Genomic DNA, 21,361 nt, shown 5'->3' on the forward strand with positions numbered 1-21,361 from the left:
CCGCACGCTGCCGCACCCGGATGCTGCCGCACCCGGACGCTGCCGCACGGATGCTGCCGCACCCGGACGCAGCCGCACCCGGACGCTGCCGCCGCCGTTCGGGGTGGCGGCAGCGTCCGGGCGCGGATCAGTGGTGAGTCGCCGCGCGGCCGTCCGGGGTCGTGTCGGTGGCGGGGAACGGGCCGGGTTCCGAGTGCTCGGGGGAGTCGCCGGCGTCCAGGTAGAGGGCGGCCACCGCACCCAGCAGCAGGCCCCCGCCGATCATGGTGGCCAGGCCGAGCGGCTCGTCGATCAGCAGGACGGCGAGCAGGGCGGCGGTGAGCGGTTCGAGCAGGGTGACCACCACGGCGACGCTTCCGGAGATCCGGCGCAGTCCCGTGTAGAACAGCGCGTACGCCAGCGCCGTGGTGATCGCGCCCGCGTAGATGAGCAGGGCGATCGGGCCCGCCTCCGGAGTGAAGGCCAGTCCCTCGGCCGCGGCTAGCGGCAGGATCGAGATCGCGCCGATCGTGCAGGACAGGGTGGTCAGGGTCAGCGGCTCGACGCCCTGCATGGTGTGCCGGCTGATCGCGGTGGACGCCGCGTAGACGACGCCCGAGCCGATGGCGGCGAGCAGCCCGAGCCCGGCCGCCGTGGAGGCGCCGGGCTCCATGGTGGCGCCGCCGATCAGGACCAGGCCGATGATCGCCGCCACCGAGGCGGCGAGGGTGGCGGTGCCGGGACGCTGCCGGGTGCGCAGGGTCTCCCAGGCGCTCAGCAGCACGGGCGCGATGCCGAGGCTGACCACGGTGGCGATGCTGACGCCACCCAGCCGTACGGCCACGAAGTAGAGCCCCTGGTAGGCGGCGAGACCGACGCCCGCGACGGTCACCGCTACGGGTGCGGCCCGGAACGCCGCCCAGATCCGGCGGCGGGCCGGGAACCCGAGAAGCAGCATGACGACGGCGGCGGCCGCCAGCCGGTAGAAGCCGATGGCCAGGGCTTCGAGCCCGGTCTGTTCGGCGACGACCTGGACGACGACGCCGGCCGTGCCCCAGAGGATCCCGGCGGCGGAGACCTGTAGCAGGCTGAGTCGTGCACCGGCCGCCGCGGACGAGAAGGCAGACGAGAAGTACGAAATGAACACGTGCGCTCCGAAAGGAAGTGAGTCGTCAGAGAACGGCGACGGAGCGCAAGGCGAAACTGCCGATCAGCTCATGCTGGATCGGCGCGGCGGCGCTCCGTTCAGGAGCGCGGCGGCGGCAGAACGCCGGGAAAGGGACTCACGCCGGGCAGCTTAGCCGCTCCCCGGTCGTTTCAGCCCGCCGGGCGGCCCGGATCACAGCACCCGCGCCGCCGGACAAGAAAGCCGTCCGGAGGCTGGACAAGAAGGCCGTCCGGAGGCTGGACAAGAAGGCCGTCCGGAGGCTGGACAAGAAGGCCGTCCGGAGGCTGGACAAGAAGGCCGTCCCGGGGCCGGACGAAAAGCCGGACATCCGGGCTGCTGAAGGCGGGCCGGCCGGGCACGTGGGGTGGCACGTGCCCGGCCGGAATCAGGAGGCGGCGGAACGGATGGCCGGGCGGTGAGAGTTCGTCAGGCGGCCGGTGCGGCGGTGGCGGACCACATGGCGGTGAAGGCGGCCGCCTCGCCGGCGAGCCAGCTTTCGACGTCGGCCGGGCGGGCGGACGGGTCGATGCGGTGGGTGACGCCGCGGCGGAGGTCGACCAGGACCGGCTCGGCGTTGGGCAGGATCTGGTCCATGTGGCGGGCCATCAGGTGGAGCATCGCCATCGCGGCCTCGGGGCTCGGCGGCTCCTCGTCGAAGTGGATGCGGACGGCCTCCCGGCGGCCGCTGTCGTAGCGCAGCCCGAAGTGCGGGTTGATCTTCACGGCCAGCGGGCCGACCGTGGCGATCGCGTCGCGGGTCTGCGCCAGGTTGACCTGCTCCGGGTCGCCGAGCGAGGTCAGATAGGCGCGGGCACCGGCGCTCAGTGCCTCATACAGTGGCTTCCATCGGTCCTTCACCACATCGACCACGCCGCCGAGGTAGCTGCCGCCGGTGCGGAACGCGATGTCGGCCTTCAGTGCCTTCACGAGCTGGCCGTGCGGGTTGAAGCCGCTCCGCCGCTCCCGCTGCTTGCGCAGGCCGCCGACGAACGTGGCCTTCGCCGGGCCGGTTCGGGAAACGTACCGAGTGAAGCCGAGCATCGTCGCGTACGGAGGGATCACGGGCACGGGGGTGGTGGTCGAGATCGTCACGTCGTCTCCTCGCTCGCACTGCGGAAATCAGGCCGCAAAGGGCCTCCAGAAGCCTGAAGATCCGCAGCTCAGGTCCCCTCTTTCGTACATACATTCTAATCGACGGGTACGACATTCCCAACGCGGAAAGAGGGGGTGTGGAGGCGAGCTGCGACGCGGGTCACTCGGCGGCGGTGCGGCGCCGGACATAGGCGAAGGTCACTGCCGTGACCAGAATCGGCCACAGGGTGGCGGGCAGGTAGCAGGCCGTGGCGAGCGTCGTCCAGCCCGTCGTGGGCCGGCCCGCCGCCCCGATGAGCACGTCCCAGTTCACGATGCTCAGCCACACGATCACGGCGAGCGGCACCACGCCGGCCATGGCGAGTCCGGCCACCAGCCACGTGGGGAGGTCACGGCCGCCGGCCAGGGGCACCCGGGGCGGGATCCGCTCGCCCCACGGGTACACCAGGCCCAGCGTCAGCGACGCGAACGCGATCGACAGAACGCTGAGCGTCAGGACGTAGACGGTGCCGGTACCGGGGATCCGCTGCAGTTCGCGCCACTCGTCGGACATGCCGAGCCCGGCGCCGAAACCGGCCGCCGACCGCCACACCGACGAGGGGATCACGCACCACACGGTCGCCCACGCCGCGATCACCGCCCAGCGTGGAGTACCCGCCACCGGCTCCCAGCCATGACCCGACACGCGCAACCACGCCCTTCCCCCGAACGGCCACCGTATCCAACCCGGTGAGTGCGTGTGCTCCCTAGACTCGCCACCATGTCGATGTCGCCCGCTGTGGTCCGGGAGCTCGGTGACGAGCTGGAGAGGCTCGGATGGGTCACCGATCTGCTGGTCGCCGGCTCGCTGGCCACCGGTGACTACCTGCCCGGCGTGAGTGACCTCGACCTCGTCGCCCTCACCGACGGGCCCGTCGGTGAGAGCCGGCAGGCCGAGCTCGTGGCGATCCACCGGCGGCTCGACCGCGGGACCGGTGCGGGCCTCGAACTCGGATGCGTGTACGTCGACGGCGCGACCGTTCCGCACGTCGAGGTGCGGCACCCGACCTGGACACACGGGCAGCTCGTGCAGCGGATCCTGTCCGGGGTCACGAGAGCGGAACTCGCCCGGCACGGGTTCGCGGTCCGGGGGCGCGCGCCCGGTGACGTCTTCCCCGCGGTCTCCGACGACGACGTCCGGGTTGCGGCCCGCGACGAGCTGACCGGCTACTGGGCCTGGGCCGCGCGGCGTCCGTGGCTGTGGCTGGACCCGGTCATCGCCGACCTCGGCCTCACATCGATGGCCAGGGGCCGCCACGCGCTCGAGCACGGTGAGTTGCTCACCAAGACGCGGGCCATCGAGCGCGCCCACGCCCCGGAGTGGCTGATCGCCCAGCTCGCCGCCCGGCGCCGGGGAGAGGCCGTCGTCTCACCCCGGATCCGGACGGCCCTGGTCGCCTGGCGCGACGCGCGCCGGACCGTCGCCTACGCGAAACGAGCTCAATGACCCGGCATGCTGGCGGGATGGGGACGACAGGGCTTGACCGGGTACGAGACGTCCGCCGCCGGCTGGCACAGGACGGGCCGCCCCGCACCCGCGGGCCGGAGCTGGACTTCGAGACGGTCACCCTGCCGGAACGCGACTGTGACCTGCTGCGCGACCTGCTGATCGCGGAGGGCGCCGGGACGGTCGTCGAGGTGGGGCTGGCCTACGGCAGTTCGGCGCTGGCGATCGGCGAGGCGGTTCTGCACCGGAGCGGTCCGCGGCACGTGGTGATCGATCCGTTCCAGGACTCCGCCTACCACGACGTGGGCTGGGATCTGCTCGCCGAGGCGGGCCTGCACGAGGTGGCCGAGCTGATCCGCGAGCCGTCGTCGTTCGCCCTGCCCCGGTTGCTGACCGAAGGGCTGGTCGCCGACGCCGCGTTCGTCGACGGCAGTCACCGATTCCACGAGGTGTTCGTCGACCTCTACTTCCTCCGTAAGGTCGTCAAGCCGGGTGGCCTGATCATCCTGGACGACGACTGGGCGCCGTCGATCCGCACCGCGGTGAGCTACTTCGAGCGCAACCTGGGCTGGACGGTCCTGCCGGAGGCGTTCGCGGCCGGCACCAGGGTCGCCGAAGGCACCACGACCGGTGCGCTGATGCGCGCGGCCAGTGGCGACGTGGGCACGCCACGCTGCCGCGCCGTCCGTCTCCCGGCCGAGCCGGTGGAACCGGCCTTCGACGACTTCCGGCCGTTCGGGCCGGGCGCGGCCACGGACGGCGGCCGGTGAACGGAGAATGTGACCATGGCACTGATCCGGTGTGACTTCTATTCCGAGGCGCTGGAGATGGGCACCTCGATGACGGTGATCCTGCCCGGAGGGGACACGGTGGATCCGCCGCCGGTCGTCTACCTGCTGCACGGGCTGACCGACGACGACACCGCCTGGACCCGGTTCAGTTCGATCGAACGGTACGCGGAGGAGCTGGGCCTCGCGGTGGTCATGCCGCAGGCGCACCGCAGCTTCTACGCCAACGAGGCGTACGGCATGAGGTTCTGGGATTTTCTGTCGGCCGAGCTCCCGGAGCTCGTCGGGCGGTTCTTCCGGGTGTCCGTGCGCAGGGAGGACACCTTCGTGGCCGGGCTGTCGATGGGCGGCTACGGCGCGATGAAGTGGGCGTTGCGCGAGCCGGAGCGGTTCGCTGCGGCGGCGACGCTGTCCGGGGCGCTCGATCTCGCGTACATCCAGGAACATGATCGCCGGCCGCACATCCGTGCCCTGGTCGCCAGGGTCTTCGCCGACCGGATCGTCGCCGGTGGCGACGAGGATCTGATGCACCTGGTCCGAGTCTCGGAGCCGTCGTCGCTGCCGCGGCTGATGCTGCGCTGCGGCCGCGACGATCACCTGGTGGCGCAGAACCGCCGGTTCGTGGCCGCGTGCACGACCGCCGGGGTCGGGCTGGACGCGGCGTTCGAGCCGGGCGAGCACACCTGGGAGTTCTGGGACCGGCACATCCAGGTGGTGCTGGAGTGGATGGTCAAGAGGTGAGCGTGACCGGGACGGGCAGGCCCTGGGTCACGTCGAGGACGGCGCGTTCGCCGAGCGGCGCGGCGAGTTCGGCGACGGCGGTGCGGTTGAAGCCGATGGCGGTGCAGGCCTCGTTCTCGGCGTGACGTGTCTCGATCAGGTAGACGACGACGGCGGATGCGGACTCGACCGCCTCGGCGGTGTAGTCGATGCCGCACGGCTCGGAGGCGGGCTGTGGTGACCCGGTGAAGCCGACCGTCAGTTGCCGGCTGTCCGGGGAACCCGCGGCGGAGCTGATCGCCAGACCCGCCACGCTGTTGTCCGGATCCCAGGACGGGGGCGTGACCCGCACCGTGCCGGAGCCGTCGGCGGCGAGGCGCGTCACCCGTACAGCCGAGCCCTTGATGGTGAATTCCCAGGCCGGGGCCGTCGCCGGACCACGCGTCGTCTCCACCCGCATGGTTGCGAGGCGGGCGCCGGTGACCTCGAGATCGACGCATTCCGGGCACTCGGTCCGGTTGCCGGTGATCCGGCCGAGCGCGTCCTCGGCGGAGAGCAGGCCGACCTTCTCCCGTTCCCCGTTCTGCCAGACCACCTCGCCGTCACCGGCCGGCGCATCGGGCATCGCGCCGGTGATCAGCAGGTGTCCGTTGCCGAGTGCGGCCTTGGCGGTGTCCGCCAGGGCGCCTTCGAAGTCGCCGGTCACCCCGGTGACGTCACCGACCGGCACGAACCGCGGCGTCCCACCGGCCGCGGCCACCGCCCGGTCGTAGCGTTCCAGCGCGGCCTCGGCCTGCGCGACCATCCGTGCCGTCTCGTCCATCGGCGCCGCACCGGATTCGGCCGGTCCCGTCGCGCACCCGGCCAGAAGCAGGGCCGGCACGATCCATGTCCCCCGTCGCATCATGCGGCTTGGACGCGCCCGGCCGGCCCCTCGTTCCGTCAGCCGTCGTCGCGGCTCTGCTCGGCCAGGAACCGCTCGAGCTCCGCGCCGAGCTCCTCGGCGGTCGGCAGCGGGGAGTCCGAGTCGGCGAGCAGGTTGCCCTGGCGGCCGCGGAGGAACGCGTCGTACTGCGCCTCCAGCGAGGTGACCAGGCGACCGGCCTGCTCGTCGTCGGCGACCTGCTTGTCGACCTCGTCGCGGACCTGCTTAGCCGACTCGCGCAGCGCGCCGGTCGGCAGGGCCAGGCCGGTGTTGGCCGACACCGAGTCGAGCAGCAGCTCGGCGGCGGCCGGGTAGGCGGTCTGTGCCAGGTAGTGCGGGACGTGCGCGGCATACCCGAGGGCGTCACGGCCGGACCTGCCGAGCCGGAACTCGAGGAGGTTGCCGACGCTGGCCGGCACCTGCACCCGCTGCAGCCACGGCTCGTGGTCGCCGAGCAGCCGCTTGTCGGTCGCGTGCGCGGTGACACCGACCGGGCGGGTGTGCGGCACGGCCATCGGGATGGCGTTGAGACCGACCGTGACCCGGACGCCGAGCCGGTCGATCAGCCCGGTCACCGCGGCGATGAACCGCTCCCACTGCAGATCGGGCTCGGGCCCGGCGAGCAGCAGGAACGGGGTGCCCAGCTGGTCCTTGACCAGATGCAGGGTGAGGTGCGGTTCCTCGTAGCTCTCGAAGTGGTCGGCCACGAAGATCATCGGGGGCCGCCGGGAACGGTAGTCGAGCAGTTGATCGAGGTCGAACGTGGCGACGACCTCGTTCTCCAGGTTCTCCAGCAGATTCTCGCGGGCCAGCTGGATCGCGCTGCCCGCGTCGACGAATCCGGTGAGCGCCTGGACGAGCACCGGGCTGTCCAGAGCCGGCAGGTCACCGGTCATCTCGTAGAGCCCGTGGGGGTCGAGCACGCTGTGAACCTCCATGCGAAGCGGCTTGTCTCCGGCGGTAACAGCCGGCCGCCGGCGTTAATTCCGGCTTCCTCCCATCATCGCGCACCGGAGCTCCGTGACGGCGACGTGCACGCACCCCGCACAATGGGTTCCAGATCCACTTCCCCGCCCCTTCGGAGTGATCTTTGAAGCAACAGGACTCAGCAGAGACCGCCGCCCCTCCCGGCACGCTGTGGGCCCGCATGAAGGCCGACCCGCAGTACGCCCCCGAACACCTCGCGCTCGAAGCGGTGCGCCGCCTCGGCCCGGAAGCAGCGGCCTGGCACGCCCGGATCCGCGAGGAACGCCCCGAGCTCGATCCGGACGGCGTGGCCAATCTGGCCGTGAAGCACTTCACCACCCTGGCCCGGGTCTCCGGCGCCGTCTCGGGCGCGGCCGGCCTGCCCGGCGCGGTGCTCGACGTCGGCGTGCTGGCCTGGACCCAGTCCCGCATGGTGCTGCACGTGGCAGCGGCATACGGCACCGATCCGGCGGGCCAGGAACGGGCCACCGACCTGCTCGTGCTCCAGCGCGTGCACAAGGTGGCGGAGACCGCCCGGACGGCCCTCGGGGTCGCCGCCGGTCGCGAACGGGCCAGCCGGATCTTCACCGGCGACTCCGGGCGGCCGCTCGCCGGCGTACTCATGAAGCTCGGTCTGAAGCTCGCTCAGATGGCCGGCGTGCGTGCCGCCAAGCGCGTCTTCGCCAAGATGGTCCCGGGCGCCGGCATCATCCTCGGCACGTGGGCGAACTCGGCGGCCACCAAGGATCTGGCGCAGCGGGCCCGGGAGCATTACCGCAAGACCTAAGATCCTGCTTCCGCGACCCGATCCACCAGACGTGCTGGGATTCCGGAAGTCCGCCGTCGCCCTGTCCGCCGTCGTGCTACCGCTGCTGCTGACCGGCTGTTCCTCCTCGTCGTCATCCAGTGCGGGCGGGGAGGAGACGGCCGGCACCGGCCGCAACTGGGTCGTGGTGGACGAGGGCAACCCGACCGCGTCGCCGGAGGTGACGTTCGGCACGGCGGCACCGACCCCGTCGATCACGCTGCCGCCGCTGCCCACCGGCAGTGTCCCGCCGGCCGCCACGCCGAGCAGCACCTGCACGCCGATGCAGCGGATCAAGACGATCAACGGGCTGGCCGTGGATCCCGGCAGCACCGACGCGGTGGTGACCTGGTACCACCCGGGCGGCGGCAACATCGTCGACTACCGGATCACCGCGGTGAGCCAGAACCTCGTGGTCGGGCTGCAGAAGGAGTCCGAGTGGACCCAGAGCGTGCCGGACAAGTGCGGTGACGTGAGCGCCACCGTCACCGGGCTGGAGCCGGGTACGCCGTACATCTTCACGGTCGACGTGGTGATGAAGCGGGCGAACTTCAGTCTGGAGGGCACCTACACCCAGACGGTCGCCCGGTCGGGCGTAATAAGGACCACGTAGGGGACTGTCACTCCGAGTCTCTAAGCTTCCCGGCATGGAGACGATCGTCGACACTGTCGTACTGGTGGCGATCGCCGTCGTCGGCGCGGCCCTCGCCCGCCGGCTGGGGTTCGTCGCGCCTCTGGTGCTGCTCGTCGCGGGGCTGGGGCTGTCCTTCGTGCCCGGGTTCCCCGAGGCGCACCTCGATCACGAGCTGGTCCTGATCGGGATCCTGCCGCCGCTGCTGTACGTGGCCGCGCTGCAGACCTCGGTGCCCGCGTTCCGGCTCGCGCTGCGGCCGATCCTGCTGCTCGCGGTCGGTCTCGTGGTGCTGACCGCGCTGGTGGTGGGCTTCCTGGTGCACATGATGCTGCCCGCCGTGCCGCTGGCCGCGTGCGTGGCCCTCGGCGCGATCGTGGCGCCGCCGGACGCGGTCTCCGCGACCGCGATCGCCCGAAGCGTCGGGCTGCCCCGCCGGGTGGTGACCATCCTCGAGGGCGAGAGCCTGCTCAACGACGCGACCGCCCTGGTCATGGTCCGGGTGGCGATCGGCGCGCTGACCGGCGCGGCGATCGGCTGGATGGACATCTCGGTCCGGGTCGTGCAGACGGCCGGCGGTGGCCTGCTGCTCGGTCTCGCGTTCGCGGTGGGAGCGGCCTGGCTGCACAAGAAGATCGAGGACCCGCTGCTCGACGACGCGGTGGCGTTGCTCACCCCGTTCGTCGTGGTGATCGTCGCGGAGAAGCTGCACACGTCCAGCGTGGTGGCGGTCGTCGTGGCCGGGCTCTACCTCGGTCATCGCATCCCCTACCTGCTGTCTCCCACCTCACGGCTGCAGATGGACGCGGTCTGGCGCCTGATCAACTTCCTTCTCGAGGGTGTGGTCTTCCTCCTGGTCGGCCTGCAGATGCGCCATGTCATCAGCGGCATCGAGACCAGCTGGGCCACCACCGTGCAGGTCACCGCGGTGGTGTTCGGGGCGCTGCTGGCGATCCGGTTCGTCTGGATGTATCCGGCGACCTACCTGGCCCGGCTCGTCCCGCGGATCCGCAACCGCGAGCCACGACCACCGGTCACCGTGCCGACCGTGATCGCCTGGGCCGGCATGCGCGGCGTGGTCACGCTGGCCGCGGCGCAGACCCTGCCACCGCCCGGCGTCGACGGCGCCCCGGACTACCCGCGCGACCTGCTGATCTTCGTGGCGTTCGCGATCATCGTGCTGACGCTGCTCGTCCAGGGCACGACGTTGCCCTGGCTGGCCCGCCGTCTCGGCGTCCGCGAGGACAACAGCGCCCAGGACGCGCTGGCCGAGGCGAACATCCAGCACGCGGCCGGCCGGGCGGCACTCGAGGCGCTGGAGGAGCACGCCGACGGTGCACCCCCGACGGTCGTGGAGCGGCTGCGGGGCCTCGTGGAGAGCCGTGGCAACAACGCCTGGGAACGCCTCGGCAACCAGAACCGGGAAACCCCGTCGGCCGCGTACGGCCGGCTGCGCCGCGAGATGATCAGAGCGGAACGGCACGTCTTCAAGATCGCCCGCAACGAGGGGCGGATCCCCGAGGAGGTCCTCGTCCGCGCCCAGCGTGAACTCGACCTGGAAGAAACCCAGCTGCAACGGAGTGACGATTGATCTGTCAGCATCTCAAAGAATCGACCGAGCCGGCGCCGCTGAGCGCTTATGAGGACGGCTGCCCGCAGTGTCACGCCGTCGGCAACCACAACTGGGTGCACCTGCGCCTCTGCATGGGCTGCGGTCTCGTCGCCTGCTGTGACTCGTCGCCGGCCCGGCACATGTCGGCGCACCACGGGGCCGAGGGGCATCCGGTGATGCGCTCGTTCGAGCCGGGCGAGACCTGGCGCTGGTGCTACGAGGACGAGCAGCTCGGATGAGGATCCTGGTGGTCGGCGCCGGCGCGAGCGGTGGCTACTTCGGCGGGCGCCTGCTCCAGGCCGGGCGGGACGTGACGTTCCTGGTCCGGCCGGGGCGCGCCGCCCACCTCGCCGAACGGGGCCTGCGGATCAAGAGCCCGGACGGCGAGACGGTGCTGCGGCCACGGTTGATCACCGCGGTCGACGGCCACTACGACATCGTGCTGCTCGCCGTGAAGAGTTACTCGTTGGAGGTCGCGCTCACCGGCGCGGCCCCGGCGGCCGGGCCGCGGACCGTGGTGATTCCGCTGCTCAACGGCATCCGGCACATCGAGTCGCTGGTTCGCCGGTTCGGTATGGACCGGGCCTGGGGCGGCGTCTGCATGATCCACGCGACGCTCGACGAGGACGGTGACGTGGCCCAGATGAGCGGCCTGCACCGGCTCGCCTTCGGGCCCCTCGACGGCGGCGACGACGAGCGTCTTCCCGCGGTCAGCGAGGCCCTGATCGGCGCCGGTTTCGACAGCCGGGCCTCGCACACGATCGTTCAGGAACTCTGGGACAAGTGGGTGCTGCTCGCGACGCTCGGCGCGGCCACGACGCTGTTGCGCGGCTCGATCGGGGCGATCAACAAGGCGCCCGGCGGCCGGGAGTTCCTGCACGCGCTGGCCGCCGAGACGTCCGGGGTGGCCGCCGCGGCGGGGCATCCGATCCAGGGCAAGGCGGCGGCCATGCTGGAGGCGACCATCGCCACCACCGAACCGGCCACCTCGTCGATGTACCGCGACCTCGTCCAGGGCCTGCCGGTCGAGGGCGACGCGATCGTCGGCGACATGGTTCTCGAGGCGGCGAAACACGAGGTCAGCGTGCCGTTGCTGTCTGCCGCCCACACCGGCTTGGCGGTCTATTCCGCAAACCTCTGATCCGGTACGGCTACGCGAACCGTGTCTGTGCGGCCCGCGACACAGGCGGCACACCGGGCCTCGGCGCGGCCGCCGCGCGTATGCGGTGGAGATCTTCGTGGCGGTATGACACAGCCAGGGTTGATCCTTCAGCCGGCCGGGCGGGCCGTGCTGGGGGAGGGGATGCGGGCCAGGACGTGCTCGGCCTCGCGGGCCACCCGGCCGGCGTCGGCGGCACGGGCCCGGTCGTAGACGGCGGCGGTCTGCTCGGCGATGGCCGGCCAGTCGAAGTCGGCGCGGACCCGCTCGCGGGCCCGCAGCGCCAGCGACCGGGCGAAATCCCGATCGTCGAGCACCCAGCCGGTCACCTCGGCCAGGGCGCCCGGGTCGGCTGACGGGAACTTCACGCCGGTGACGCCGTGCTCGACGATCTCGTCGAGGCCACCGGTGCCGGCGACGGCGACCGGGGTGCCGGCGGCCGCGGCCTCCAGCGCGACCATGCCGAACGGTTCGTAGATGCTCGGCACCACGTAGCAGTCCGAGGCCCCCATCAGCGCGGTCAGCTCGTGCCCGCCGAGGAATCCGGTGAACGTGATCGCGGGATCACCGGCGGCGAGCGCCTCCAGTTCGGGCCGGTGCGGTCCGTCGCCGGCGATCACGACACGCAGGCCCGGACGGTGTTCGCGGAGCAGTGGGACGGCGGCGATCAGGTCCTGCACGCCCTTCTCGTACACGAGCCGCCCGGCGTAACTGACGAGCGGACCGTCCCCGGCGTAGCAGGCGCGGGCGGCGGCGACGGCTCGGGGACGGGCCCGCCACCGCAGCGCGTCCACACCGTTGCGGACCACGTCGACCCGCTCGGCCGGCACGTCGAACAGCCGGCCGACCTCCCCACGCATGTAGCCGGAGCAGACGATCACCCGCGCCGCCTCGCCGGTCAGCCAGCGTTCGACGTCGTCGATGGTGCGGTTGTGGGCGGCCGGCAGGTAGCCCTGGTGGCGGCCGGACTCGGTGGCGTGGATCGTGGCGACCAGCGGAACGTCGAGGTGTTCGCGCAGCGTGACCGCGGTGTGCGCGACCAGCCAGTCGTGGGCGTGCACCACGTCGAACCCGCCGGTCCGGGCGGCTCGCAGGGCGGCCCGGGTGAGCGTGTGGTTGAACGCGACGGTCCAGGCCAGCAGATCCCCACCGGTTACCGGGAAGGCGGGCGGGTCGTCGGGGGCCCGGATCACCCGGACGCCTTCGGTGTACTCCTCCAGCAGGGCACCCGGCGCGTGCCTGGTGACGACGGTGACCTCGTGCCCGGCCTGCGCGAGCGTGGTGGCGAGCGCGTGCACGTGCCGGCCGAGCCCGCCCACGAGCAGCGGCGGGTACTCCCAGCTCAGCATCAGGATGCGGCTGCGGTCGGTCATGACAGGTACCTCTGTTTGACTCGTAGGACCTCGGCGACGGAACGGGCTGAGAACGGAACGCCGGTCGCCCGGTGCGGGGCGTCGCCGTCGGCGGTCTCGGAGATCGAGCCGACGCCGTACTCGGTCAGGTGCGCGTCGAGGGCGTCGAGCAGGCCTTCGAGGGGACGGCCGGTGGCGGCGCAGGCGTCCGCGTACGGTCCGATCAGCCAGGTCCAGACGGGGCCCTGGTGGTATGCCATGTCCAGGCCGGCCGGGCGGTGTGGCTGGTAGCCGTACTCGCCGGTGGCCAGGGTCCGCGGTCCGAGCGGGGTGAGCAACGCCTCCCCGGCCGCCCGTACACCGCGGCCGGGCTGCCCGCGCATCGGCCCGTGGGGCAGCGACCAGGCGAGCAGTTGGTACGGCCGGAGCGACGGATCGTCGTGATGGGCGCCGGCGCCGAGCGGGTACGCCGCGGGCGGGCCCTCGACCACGTCGTAGAGCCAGCCCTCGGGGGCAGGGAAGCGGGACGTGAACGATGCCTGAGCCAGGGTGTGCCGGGCACGGGGTTCGGCGTCGTCGTGGCCGGCCTCGGCGAGCAGGTCACAGATCGCGGCGAGCGCGTTGACCCAGAGCGCGTTGATCTCCACCGGTTTGCCGACGCGGGGTGCCCAGGGCCCGTCCGATCCGGCCCGCCACGGGTCGCCTGGCGACGACGGGTCCCATCCGGCCGGGCCGGACAGCCGGAGCAGGCCGTCGGCGGGGTCGATGCTGAGCGGCCCGGAACCGCCGATCTGATGCCGGAGCAGGCGGCCGAGCGGCGCGGCCAGCTTGGCGGCCAGGGCGCTGTCGCCGGTCCGGGAGACGTGCCGGTCGACCGCGTGGACCAGCCACAGCGGAGCGTCCAGCGCGTCGTGCCGCAGCCACGGCCCGTCCGGTGTCCGCGTCTCCCGTGCGGCCGCGCGGGTCCGGGCGATCAGCAGCTCACGGCCCTCGTCGACCCGGCCGGTGTCCAGGAACAGTCCCTCGTAGGCGGTCATCGTGTCGCCGGTCCAGCGGCCCTGCCCCGGATATCCGGCCACCACGTCGGGACCGTCCGCGGTCCGGACGATGAACCTGTCCGCGGCGAGGACGAGCGTCTCGGCGTACCCCTCCGTCTTGGAAAGGGTGACCAGCCGGTGGGCGCGCTCGCGTTCCGCGGCGATGACCACCGGCGGTGGCGGCGGGGTTTCGCCGAGCGCGCCGGCCCACGCCGAGATCTCCAGGGTGCCGCCGGGACCGGCCTGCCGGAAGAAGGTGCCGGCATGCCAGAGGTCCTCGACCTGGGCGCCGGTACGGACGTCGAGGTGCCAGAGGCCTGCCGGTTGCCAGCCGGGACCGTGCAGGCGGTACGCACCGTCGACGACGACACCGCCGGAGACGGGTTCGACGCCGAGGCCGGGCCCGGAGGCGCGCCGGGTGGTGTGTGCGGTCCGCCAGGTGCACATCGCGGCGACGGCGAGACCGACCGGGCCGGGCGCGCTGATCACCCGGTGGACGACGGCGAGCGACGGGTGGCCGTGCCGCATCGCCAGTTCGCGCTCGACGACGACGTCACCGATCCGCCACCGCCAGCGGGGTAGCCCCTGATCGAGGGTGAACGTCTGAAGGTGGCGGTGCCCGGCCGGTTCGATCGAGCCGGACGCCCACTCGTGCGTGTAGAGCGGGACCTTGGCGCCGGACGGCAGGGTGACGGTCAGATCCAGCGAGGCCAGCGCCACGTGGTCGAAGACGGTCAGCAGGGAGTGCTCGCGCCGGGTGCGCAGGCCGCTGACCGTACCGCCGGCATATCCGCCGAGTCCGTCGGTGACCAGCCACTCCCGCCCTCGGCCCGCGTCGGTGGTGAGCGAGCCACAGATCTGCGGACCGAAGGTGATCTGATCACAACGCGGCACGATGTCTCAAATGCTCCATTTGCGAACACGCTAAACCCCCGGACGGGGAGATATCAGCGGCTAACCGGACAGTCGGGCCGACGTTAGCAGTGAAGTCCGCGAGAATGGCCGCTGACGCGGCCGCGCGGGGTTAGCCCGTCCCACGGACGGGCATACGGAATCCTCGCCGGTCTCGATCACAGGGACGGTCGAAGGGTAGGAGCACGGTATGCAGGTCTGGCCTGGTCACCGGTATCCATTGGGTGCCACCTACGACGGGACGGGCACGAACTTCGCGATCTTCTCCGAGGTGGCCGAGGCGGTCGAGCTGTGTCTGTTCGACCCGTCCGGCAACGAGCGGAAGGTGTTGCTCCACGAACAGGACGCGTTCGTCTGGCACGCGTACCTGCCGGGGGTGGAGCCCGGGCAGCGGTACGGCTATCGCGTCTACGGACCGTACGAACCGCATCGGGGACTCCGGTGCAACCCGCACAAGCTCCTGCTCGACCCGTACGCGCGGGCCGTCGACTCGGACATCGACTGGCACCCGTCGCTGTACGCCTACGACTTCAACAACCCGGACCAGATGTCGGATCTGGACTCGGCCCGGTACATGCCCAAGGGCGTGGTGGTGAACCCCTACTTCGACTGGGGCAACGACCGCCGCCCGGAGATCCCGTACCACCACTCGGTGATCTACGAGACTCACGTCAAGGGCCTGACCCAGCGGCACCCGGAGATCCCGCGGGACATGCGCGGCACCTACTCGGCGATCGGCCACCCGGCGATCATCGAGCACCTGAAGAGCCTCGGCATCACCGCGGTCGAGCTGATGCCGGTGCACTCGTTCGTGCACGACAACCGGCTGCACGACCTGGGCCTGCACAACTACTGGGGTTACAACACGCTGAGCTTCTTCGCGCCGTACCACGGCTATTCGTCGACCGGCACGCTCGGCCAGCAGACCCAGGAGTTCCGGGGCATGGTCAAGGCGCTGCACGCGGCCGGCATGGAGGTCATCCTCGACGTGGTCTACAACCACACGGCCGAGGGCAACCACCTGGGTCCGACGCTGTCGCTGAAGGGCATCGACAACCGGACCTACTACCGGCTGGTGGACGATCAGCCGCAGTTCTACATGGATTACACGGGTACGGGTAACAGCCTGAACGTGCGCAGCCCGCAGAGCCTTCAGCTGATCATGGACTCGCTGCGTTACTGGGTGACCGAGATGCACGTGGACGGCTTCCGCTTCGACCTCGCCTCCACCCTGGCCCGCGAGTTCTACGACGTGGACCGCCTGAGCACGTTCTTCGAGGTGGTTCAGCAGGACCCGGTGGTCGGCCAGGTGAAGCTCATCGCCGAGCCGTGGGACGTCGGCCCGGGCGGTTACCAGGTGGGCAACTTCCCGCCGAACTGGACCGAGTGGAACGGCAAGTACCGGGATACGGTCCGCGACTTCTGGCGCGGAGAGCCGGCGACGCTGGCCGAGTTCGCGTCCCGGATCACCGGTTCCGCCGACCTCTACCAGGACGACGGCCGCAAGCCCTTCCACTCGATCAACTTCGTGACCGCACACGACGGGTTCACGCTCAACGACCTGGTCAGCTACAACGACAAGCACAACGACGCCAACGGTGAGGAGAACCGGGACGGCGAGAGCCACAACCGGTCCTGGAACTGCGGCATCGAGGGCCCGGCGAACGACCCGAAGGTGCTCGAGCTGCGGGCCCGCCAGCGGCGCAACTTCCTGGCCACGCTGATGCTCAGCCAGGGCGTGCCGATGATCTCGCACGGTGACGAGCTGGGCCGTACCCAGCAGGGCAACAACAACGCGTACTGCCAGGACAACGAGATCGCCTGGATCGACTGGGAGAACGCCGACGAGCAGTTGCTCGAGTTCGCCCGCAAGCTGACCGCTTTCCGCCACCGCCACCAGGTCTTCCAGCGCCGCCGGTTCTTCACCGGCCTGCCGGTCACCGCTCGCGGCGGCGGCGACCCGCTGCCCGACCTGGAGTGGTTCACCCCGGACGGGCGGCCGATGGCCGGTGACGACTGGGGCAACGACTTCGGCCGGGCGGTCGCGCTGTTCGTCAACGGCGAGGGCATCCGCGAGCGCGGCCAGTACGGCCAGCGGCACGTGGACAGCTCGTTCCTGCTGTTCTTCAACGCGCACGACGCGCCGCTCGAGTTCTCCACGCCTCCGGCCGAGTACGGCGAGAAGTGGGAGCGGGTCATCGAAACGGCTGAACCGTCCCCGGATCGCCCGTCCGTCGTCGAGGCCGGACACAAGATCTGGGTACCGGACAGGTCACTAATCGTGCTGGACAGGACGGTCTGATGCACCCGAGCAGTACGTACCGCGTTCAGGTCCGCCCCGAGTTCCCGCTCGCCGCGACCGCCGAGATCGCCGACTACCTGGCCGATCTCGGGGTGAGCCACCTCTACTCGGCACCGCTGCTGACCGCGGCGCCACACTCCGAGCACGGTTACGACGTGGTGGACCACTCGGAGGTCAGTCCCGCGATCGGTGGGCCGGAAGGTCTGAACGCGCTGAACGGAGCCCTGAAGTCCGCGAATCTCGGGCTGGTCGTGGACATCGTCCCCAACCACGCCGGAGTGGGGGTGGCGCACACCAACCCGAGCTGGTGGGACGTACTGAAGAACGGGCAGAAGTCGGACTCCGCGCGCTTCTACGACATCGACTGGTCCCGGGGACGCCTCCTCATCCCGGTCCTCGCCGACGACCCCGACGCGCTGGACGACCTCCGGATCGAGGACGGCGAGCTGCGCTACTTCGACAAGCGTTACCCGATCGCCGACGGCACCGGCGAGGGAAGCGCCCGCGAGGTGCACGACCGGCAGCACTACGAGCTGGTCAACTGGACCCGAGGCGACTCCGAGATCAACTACCGGCGGTTCTTCGCGATCACCGATCTGGCCGGGCTGCGCGTCGAGGACCCGGAGGTCTTCGCCGCCACCCACGCCGAGATCCTGCGCTGGTACAACGAGGGAATCGTGCAGGGTATCCGGGTCGACCACCCGGACGGCCTGCGCGACCCCGGCGAGTACTTCGACCGGCTCCGCGAGGCCGCCCCGGACGCCTGGATCGTGGTCGAGAAGATCCTCGAACCGGGCGAGAGACTCCCCGCCTGGCCGGTCGCCGGAACCACCGGATACGACGCGATGGCCGAGGTCAACGGCGTCTTCGTGGACACCGGCACGGAGACCTTCTTCGACACCCTCGACCACCATCTGACCGGCGTCACCACCTCCTGGCAGGACCTCGTCCACGACGCGAAGTTCCACGTCGCCACGAAGGTGCTCGCGGCCGAACTGGGGCGGCTCGCGCGGCTCGTACCCGAGATCGAGGCCGCACCGAAGGCATTGGCCGAGCTCGCCGCCTGTTTCCCGGTCTACCGTTCGTACCTGCCCGCCGGCAGCCGTGACCTGGCGATCGCCCGATCCGAGGCGGGCCGCCGGCGGCCGCAGCTGATCACCGTCCTAGACCAGGTCACCGCCCGGCTGCGCAATCCCGGCGACGAGCTCGCGATCCGGTTCCAGCAGTTCACCGGTGCCGTGATGGCCAAGGGCGTCGAGGACAACGCGTTCTACCGGTGGACCCGGTTCGTGGCGCGCAACGAGGTCGGCAACGACCCGGCCAAGTTCGGCGTCACCAGCGACGACTTCCACCACTACGCCGGGCAGCGGGTCCTCGACTGGCCGTTCACCATGACGTCGCTGGCCACCCACGACACCAAGCGCGGCGAGGACGTGCGGGCCCGGCTCGCGGTCCTGTCCGAGGTTCCCGGCGACTGGACCGAGGTGGTGCGCCGATGGACCCGGTTCGCTCCGCTCCCGGACCCGGCGCTGGCCCATCTCATCTGGCAGGTCGCGGTGGGTGCATGGCCGATCTCCAGAGAACGACTTCAGGCGTACGCCCAGAAAGCCGCCCGGGAAGCGGGGACCGGAACGTCCTGGCTCAGCCCCGACGAAGGTTTCGAGACCGCGCTGCGGCAGATGGTCGACCGGATCTACGACGACCCGGCCCTGCACCGCGAGATCGCCGACTTCGCCGCCTCGATCACGCCGCCGGGCTGGTCGAACTCGCTCAGCCAGAAACTGGTGCAACTGGCGATGCCGGGCGTGCCGGACGTCTATCAGGGCACCGAGCTGTGGGACTACTCGCTGGTCGACCCGGACAATCGCCGCCCGGTCGACTTCGGCACCCGCCGTGAGCTGCTCGGACGCCTCGACGACGGATGGCTGCCCCCGGTCGACCAGACCGGCGCCGCCAAGCTGCTGGTCACCAGCCGGATCCTGCGCCTGCGCCGGGAACGGCCGGAGCTGTTCGCCGGATACCGCCCCGTCTACGCCGACGGCCGGGTCCCCGAGCACGTCCTCGCCTTCGACCGCGGCGGCGTGGTGGCCGTCGCCACACGGCTGCCGGTGGGATTGTCACGCCACGGCGGCTGGGGAGACACCACGCTGTCACTGGACGGACACAGTTGGACGGAAGTGTTCACGAACACCAGCTACGGTGGGAATCGTCTGACGGTCGCTGAGCTGCTGCACACCTATCCCGTCGCTCTCCTGGTGAAAGAATGACTACCTTCTCGGTCTGGGCGCCGGACAAGCCCGTCAAACTCCGCCTGGGTGACCGCGACTACGAGATGGAGCCCGGCGAGGACGGCTGGTGGCACGCCGACGTCGCGTCCGACGCCGTCGACTACGGCTTCCTGCTGCCCGGCCAGGAGAAACCGCTGCCGGACCCGCGCTCGCCGTGGCAGCCGGACGGCGTGCACGGCCCGAGCCGGGTCTACGACCACTCGGCCTTCGCCTGGACCGATCAGGGCTGGACCGGGCGGCAGCTGCCGGGCTCGGTCCTCTACGAGCTGCACATCGGTACGTTCACGCCCGAGGGCACGTTCGACGCGGCGATCGACCGGCTCGACCACCTGGTGGACCTCGGCGTCGACCTGGTCGAGCTCCTGCCGGTGAACGCGTTCAACGGCACCTACAACTGGGGTTACGACGGGGTCTGCTGGTTCGCGCCGCACGAGGCCTACGGCGGTCCCGACGGCCTCAAGCGGTTCGTCGACGCCGCGCACGCCAAGGGCCTCGGCGTGGTGCTCGACGTGGTCTACAACCACTTCGGGCCGAGCGGGGCGTACGCGCCGATGTTCGCGCCCTACCTCAGCAGCGGCAGCAACGCCTGGGGCAGCGCGGTCAACCTGGACGGACCCGGCTCGGAGCAGGTGCGGCGCTACATCGTCGACAGTGTGCTGATGTGGCTGCGCGACTACCACGTCGACGGCCTGCGCCTCGACGCCGTGCACGCCCTGCACGACGAGGGCGCCGTCCACCTGCTCGAACAGATGGCCGTCGAGGTCGAGACGCTCTCCACGCGGCTGCGCCGCCCGCTGTCGCTGATCGCCGAGTCCGACCTCAACGACCCCAAGCTGATCACCCCTCGCGAGGCCGGCGGGTACGGCCTGCACGCCCAATGGGACGACGACGTCCACCACGCCCTGCACACCCTGCTCACCGGGGAGCGGCAGGGCTACTACGGCGACTTCGGCTCGCTGGACTGCCTGGCCACGGTTCTGTCGGGCGCGTTCTTCCACGCCGGCACCTGGTCGTCGTTCCGCGGCCGCCGGCACGGCCGCCCGGTCGACCGGCAGCGCACCCCCGGCCACCGGTTCGTCACGTTCCTGCAGAACCACGACCAGATCGGCAACCGGGCCGTCGGCGACCGGCTCACCGCCACCCTGTCGCCCGGGCTGCTCAGGGTCGGCGCCACCCTGCTGCTCACCTCGCCGTTCACGCCGATGCTCTTCATGGGTGAGGAGTGGGCGGCCAGCAGCCCCTGGCAGTACTTCACCTCGCACCCGGAACCCGACCTGGCCGACGCCGTGAAGAACGGGCGGCGCAGGGAGTTCGCCTCACACGGGTGGGCCGAGTCCGACGTGCCCGACCCGCAGGACCCGGCCACCTTCGAGCGCTCCAAGCTCGACTGGTCCGAGCTGGGCAAACCCGGCCACGCCGAGATGCTCGACCTGCACCGCCGGCTCATCGCGCTGCGCCGGAACACCCCCGGCCTCACCGACCCGTGGCTGCACGAGGTCGAGGTGTGGCACGGCGACCAGCACGTCGTGATCCGGCGGGGTCCGTGTGTGGTCGTCGCCAACCTGGCCGGTACGGCCCAGACCGTCAGCGTGCGGGCCCTGCCCAGGGCGGTGCTCCTGGCCACCGAACCGGGCGTGATCGTCGAACGGGACCGGCTCGTGCTGCCGCCGGAGAGCGCGGCGGTCGTCTCGGTCCGCTGACGTGCGTGCCTCCGCCATCATGTGATCGTGAGCGTGCGGAAATCACGGAAGAAGAAAAAGAGCGACTCCTCGCACTCGTGGCTTGACGCGTGTACGCCGAGCTGCGATTGCGACATACCGGGATGTGACTGTTTCTCGCTGAGCCTGGTGTTGCGGTTGTTCGCGGCGCTCAGCCGTACGCCCGGCAGCGGCCGTGCCGAACGAGCGGTGACCGGCGCCATCCGTGGCTATCGCAAGGTGTCGCCGAAACTGCCGACGAGGTGCCGTTACCAGCCGACCTGCAGTGCGTATGCGCTGATCGCGATCGAGCGGCACGGTCTCCGCAAGGGGCTCCGGCTGACCGCCGCGCGGCTCGCCCGATGCCGTCCCGGTGTCCCTTTCGGGACCGGGGATCCCGTTCCCTGACGATGTCGTGCACCATGACTCGTCTGGGGACGAA

Annotated in this window: 19 protein-coding genes; 12 read left to right on the forward strand and 7 right to left on the reverse strand. The window is 70.9% G+C overall.

The features are described 5' to 3' along the window. Positions 1-127: 127 nt before the first annotated feature. From CLV67_RS28250 to CLV67_RS28265, 3 genes are all read right to left on the reverse strand, one after another. Positions 128-1,126 (reverse strand): DMT family transporter, encoded by a 999-nt coding sequence (locus tag CLV67_RS28250; protein WP_106323646.1) that lies wholly within the window; start codon positions 1,124-1,126, stop codon positions 128-130. 447 nt (positions 1,127-1,573) lie between these two features. After that, positions 1,574-2,188 carry a hypothetical protein gene (locus tag CLV67_RS28260; RefSeq protein WP_106323726.1) on the reverse strand — a complete coding sequence of 205 codons (615 nt, stop codon included), beginning with the start codon at positions 2,186-2,188 and terminating at the stop codon, positions 1,574-1,576. Between the two features lie 211 nt (positions 2,189-2,399). Next, positions 2,400-2,900, reverse strand: coding sequence for a hypothetical protein (locus CLV67_RS28265; RefSeq protein WP_146169315.1), 501 nt, complete (start codon positions 2,898-2,900; stop codon positions 2,400-2,402). A gap of 99 nt (positions 2,901-2,999) precedes the next feature. Between CLV67_RS28265 and CLV67_RS28270 the strand changes: the two genes are divergently transcribed. Genes CLV67_RS28270 through CLV67_RS28280 form a run of 3 tightly spaced genes read left to right on the forward strand, consistent with a single transcriptional unit; the run spans position 3,000 to position 5,254 of the window. Next, the gene (locus CLV67_RS28270) at positions 3,000-3,725 is read left to right on the forward strand and encodes a nucleotidyltransferase domain-containing protein (protein ID WP_106323652.1); all 726 of its coding nucleotides are present in this window, start codon (positions 3,000-3,002) and stop codon (positions 3,723-3,725) included. Between the two features lie 17 nt (positions 3,726-3,742). Continuing rightward, complete coding sequence (locus tag CLV67_RS28275) at positions 3,743-4,495, forward strand: class I SAM-dependent methyltransferase (RefSeq protein WP_203737404.1); 753 nt, start codon at positions 3,743-3,745, stop codon at positions 4,493-4,495. 15 nt (positions 4,496-4,510) lie between these two features. Continuing rightward, positions 4,511-5,254 (forward strand): alpha/beta hydrolase, encoded by a 744-nt coding sequence (locus tag CLV67_RS28280; protein ID WP_106323656.1) that lies wholly within the window; start codon positions 4,511-4,513, stop codon positions 5,252-5,254. Here CLV67_RS28280 and CLV67_RS28285 read toward each other — a convergent pair. Further along, positions 5,244-6,116 carry a hypothetical protein gene (locus CLV67_RS28285; RefSeq protein WP_106323658.1) on the reverse strand — a complete coding sequence of 291 codons (873 nt, stop codon included), beginning with the start codon at positions 6,114-6,116 and terminating at the stop codon, positions 5,244-5,246. The genes CLV67_RS28280 and CLV67_RS28285 overlap by 11 nt on opposite strands. Positions 6,117-6,175: 59 nt before the next feature. After that, positions 6,176-7,081: a proteasome assembly chaperone family protein gene (locus CLV67_RS28290; protein ID WP_106323728.1), complete on the reverse strand. Its 906-nt coding sequence runs from the start codon at positions 7,079-7,081 to the stop codon at positions 6,176-6,178. A 224-nt stretch (positions 7,082-7,305) separates the two neighbouring features. Between CLV67_RS28290 and CLV67_RS28295 the strand changes: the two genes are divergently transcribed. The 5 genes from CLV67_RS28295 to CLV67_RS28315 are packed head-to-tail and all read left to right on the forward strand — an operon-like array spanning position 7,306 to position 11,313. Beyond that, entirely contained in the window at positions 7,306-7,911 is a 606-nt protein-coding gene (locus tag CLV67_RS28295) for an EcsC family protein (protein ID WP_106323660.1), read from the forward strand. A gap of 31 nt (positions 7,912-7,942) precedes the next feature. Then, positions 7,943-8,542, forward strand: coding sequence for a fibronectin type III domain-containing protein (locus CLV67_RS28300; protein ID WP_106323662.1), 600 nt, complete (start codon positions 7,943-7,945; stop codon positions 8,540-8,542). 34 nt (positions 8,543-8,576) lie between these two features. Continuing rightward, on the forward strand, positions 8,577-10,151 hold the full coding sequence (locus CLV67_RS28305) for a Na+/H+ antiporter (RefSeq protein WP_106323664.1): 1,575 nt from the start codon (positions 8,577-8,579) through the stop codon (positions 10,149-10,151). Then, complete coding sequence (locus CLV67_RS28310) at positions 10,148-10,411, forward strand: UBP-type zinc finger domain-containing protein (RefSeq protein ID WP_106323666.1); 264 nt, start codon at positions 10,148-10,150, stop codon at positions 10,409-10,411. The genes CLV67_RS28305 and CLV67_RS28310 overlap by 4 nt, the downstream gene beginning before the upstream one ends. Continuing rightward, positions 10,408-11,313 (forward strand): ketopantoate reductase family protein, encoded by a 906-nt coding sequence (locus tag CLV67_RS28315; protein ID WP_106323668.1) that lies wholly within the window; start codon positions 10,408-10,410, stop codon positions 11,311-11,313. Before CLV67_RS28310 ends, CLV67_RS28315 begins: the two co-directional genes overlap by 4 nt. A gap of 128 nt (positions 11,314-11,441) precedes the next feature. Here the strand turns inward: CLV67_RS28315 and CLV67_RS28320 are convergent, their stop codons facing one another. Then, a complete protein-coding gene (locus CLV67_RS28320) occupies positions 11,442-12,704 on the reverse strand; it encodes a glycosyltransferase family 4 protein (protein WP_106323670.1) in 1,263 nt (420 codons plus the stop codon). Beyond that, a complete protein-coding gene (locus CLV67_RS28325) occupies positions 12,701-14,614 on the reverse strand; it encodes an amylo-alpha-1,6-glucosidase (RefSeq protein ID WP_106323672.1) in 1,914 nt (637 codons plus the stop codon). Before CLV67_RS28325 ends, CLV67_RS28320 begins: the two co-directional genes overlap by 4 nt. Before the next feature lie 208 nt (positions 14,615-14,822). Between CLV67_RS28325 and glgX the strand changes: the two genes are divergently transcribed. From glgX to yidD, 4 genes are all read left to right on the forward strand, one after another. Continuing rightward, positions 14,823-16,934, forward strand: coding sequence for a glycogen debranching protein GlgX (gene glgX, locus CLV67_RS28330; RefSeq protein ID WP_106323674.1), 2,112 nt, complete (start codon positions 14,823-14,825; stop codon positions 16,932-16,934). Further along, positions 16,934-19,201 carry a malto-oligosyltrehalose synthase gene (gene treY, locus CLV67_RS28335; RefSeq protein WP_106323676.1) on the forward strand — a complete coding sequence of 756 codons (2,268 nt, stop codon included), beginning with the start codon at positions 16,934-16,936 and terminating at the stop codon, positions 19,199-19,201. Before glgX ends, treY begins: the two co-directional genes overlap by 1 nt. After that, positions 19,198-20,922: a malto-oligosyltrehalose trehalohydrolase gene (treZ, locus tag CLV67_RS28340; protein ID WP_106323678.1), complete on the forward strand. Its 1,725-nt coding sequence runs from the start codon at positions 19,198-19,200 to the stop codon at positions 20,920-20,922. The genes treY and treZ overlap by 4 nt, the downstream gene beginning before the upstream one ends. A 147-nt stretch (positions 20,923-21,069) precedes the next feature. Then, complete coding sequence (yidD, locus tag CLV67_RS28345; RefSeq protein WP_239166598.1) at positions 21,070-21,327, forward strand: membrane protein insertion efficiency factor YidD; 258 nt, start codon at positions 21,070-21,072, stop codon at positions 21,325-21,327. Positions 21,328-21,361 lie beyond the last annotated feature (34 nt).

This window comes from Actinoplanes italicus (assembly GCF_003001815.1).
Lineage (GTDB): Bacteria > Actinomycetota > Actinomycetes > Mycobacteriales > Micromonosporaceae > Actinoplanes > Actinoplanes italicus.

Bases quoted from the DNA above. Each gene is read 5' to 3' on its own strand.
- CLV67_RS28295 (WP_106323660.1), top strand. From the start codon at position 7,306: ATGAAGGCCGACCCGCAGTACGCCCCCGAACACCTCGCGCTCGAAGCG.
- CLV67_RS28305 (WP_106323664.1), top strand. From the start codon at position 8,577: ATGGAGACGATCGTCGACACTGTCGTACTGGTGGCGATCGCCGTCGTC.
- treY (WP_106323676.1), top strand. From the start codon at position 16,934: ATGCACCCGAGCAGTACGTACCGCGTTCAGGTCCGCCCCGAGTTCCCG.
- CLV67_RS28275 (WP_203737404.1), top strand. From the start codon at position 3,743: ATGGGGACGACAGGGCTTGACCGGGTACGAGACGTCCGCCGCCGGCTG.
- CLV67_RS28280 (WP_106323656.1), top strand. From the start codon at position 4,511: ATGGCACTGATCCGGTGTGACTTCTATTCCGAGGCGCTGGAGATGGGC.
- CLV67_RS28315 (WP_106323668.1), top strand. From the start codon at position 10,408: ATGAGGATCCTGGTGGTCGGCGCCGGCGCGAGCGGTGGCTACTTCGGC.
- CLV67_RS28320 (WP_106323670.1), bottom strand. From the start codon at position 12,704: ATGACCGACCGCAGCCGCATCCTGATGCTGAGCTGGGAGTACCCGCCG.
- CLV67_RS28270 (WP_106323652.1), top strand. From the start codon at position 3,000: ATGTCGATGTCGCCCGCTGTGGTCCGGGAGCTCGGTGACGAGCTGGAG.
- CLV67_RS28260 (WP_106323726.1), bottom strand. From the start codon at position 2,188: ATGCTCGGCTTCACTCGGTACGTTTCCCGAACCGGCCCGGCGAAGGCC.
- treZ (WP_106323678.1), top strand. From the start codon at position 19,198: ATGACTACCTTCTCGGTCTGGGCGCCGGACAAGCCCGTCAAACTCCGC.
- glgX (WP_106323674.1), top strand. From the start codon at position 14,823: ATGCAGGTCTGGCCTGGTCACCGGTATCCATTGGGTGCCACCTACGAC.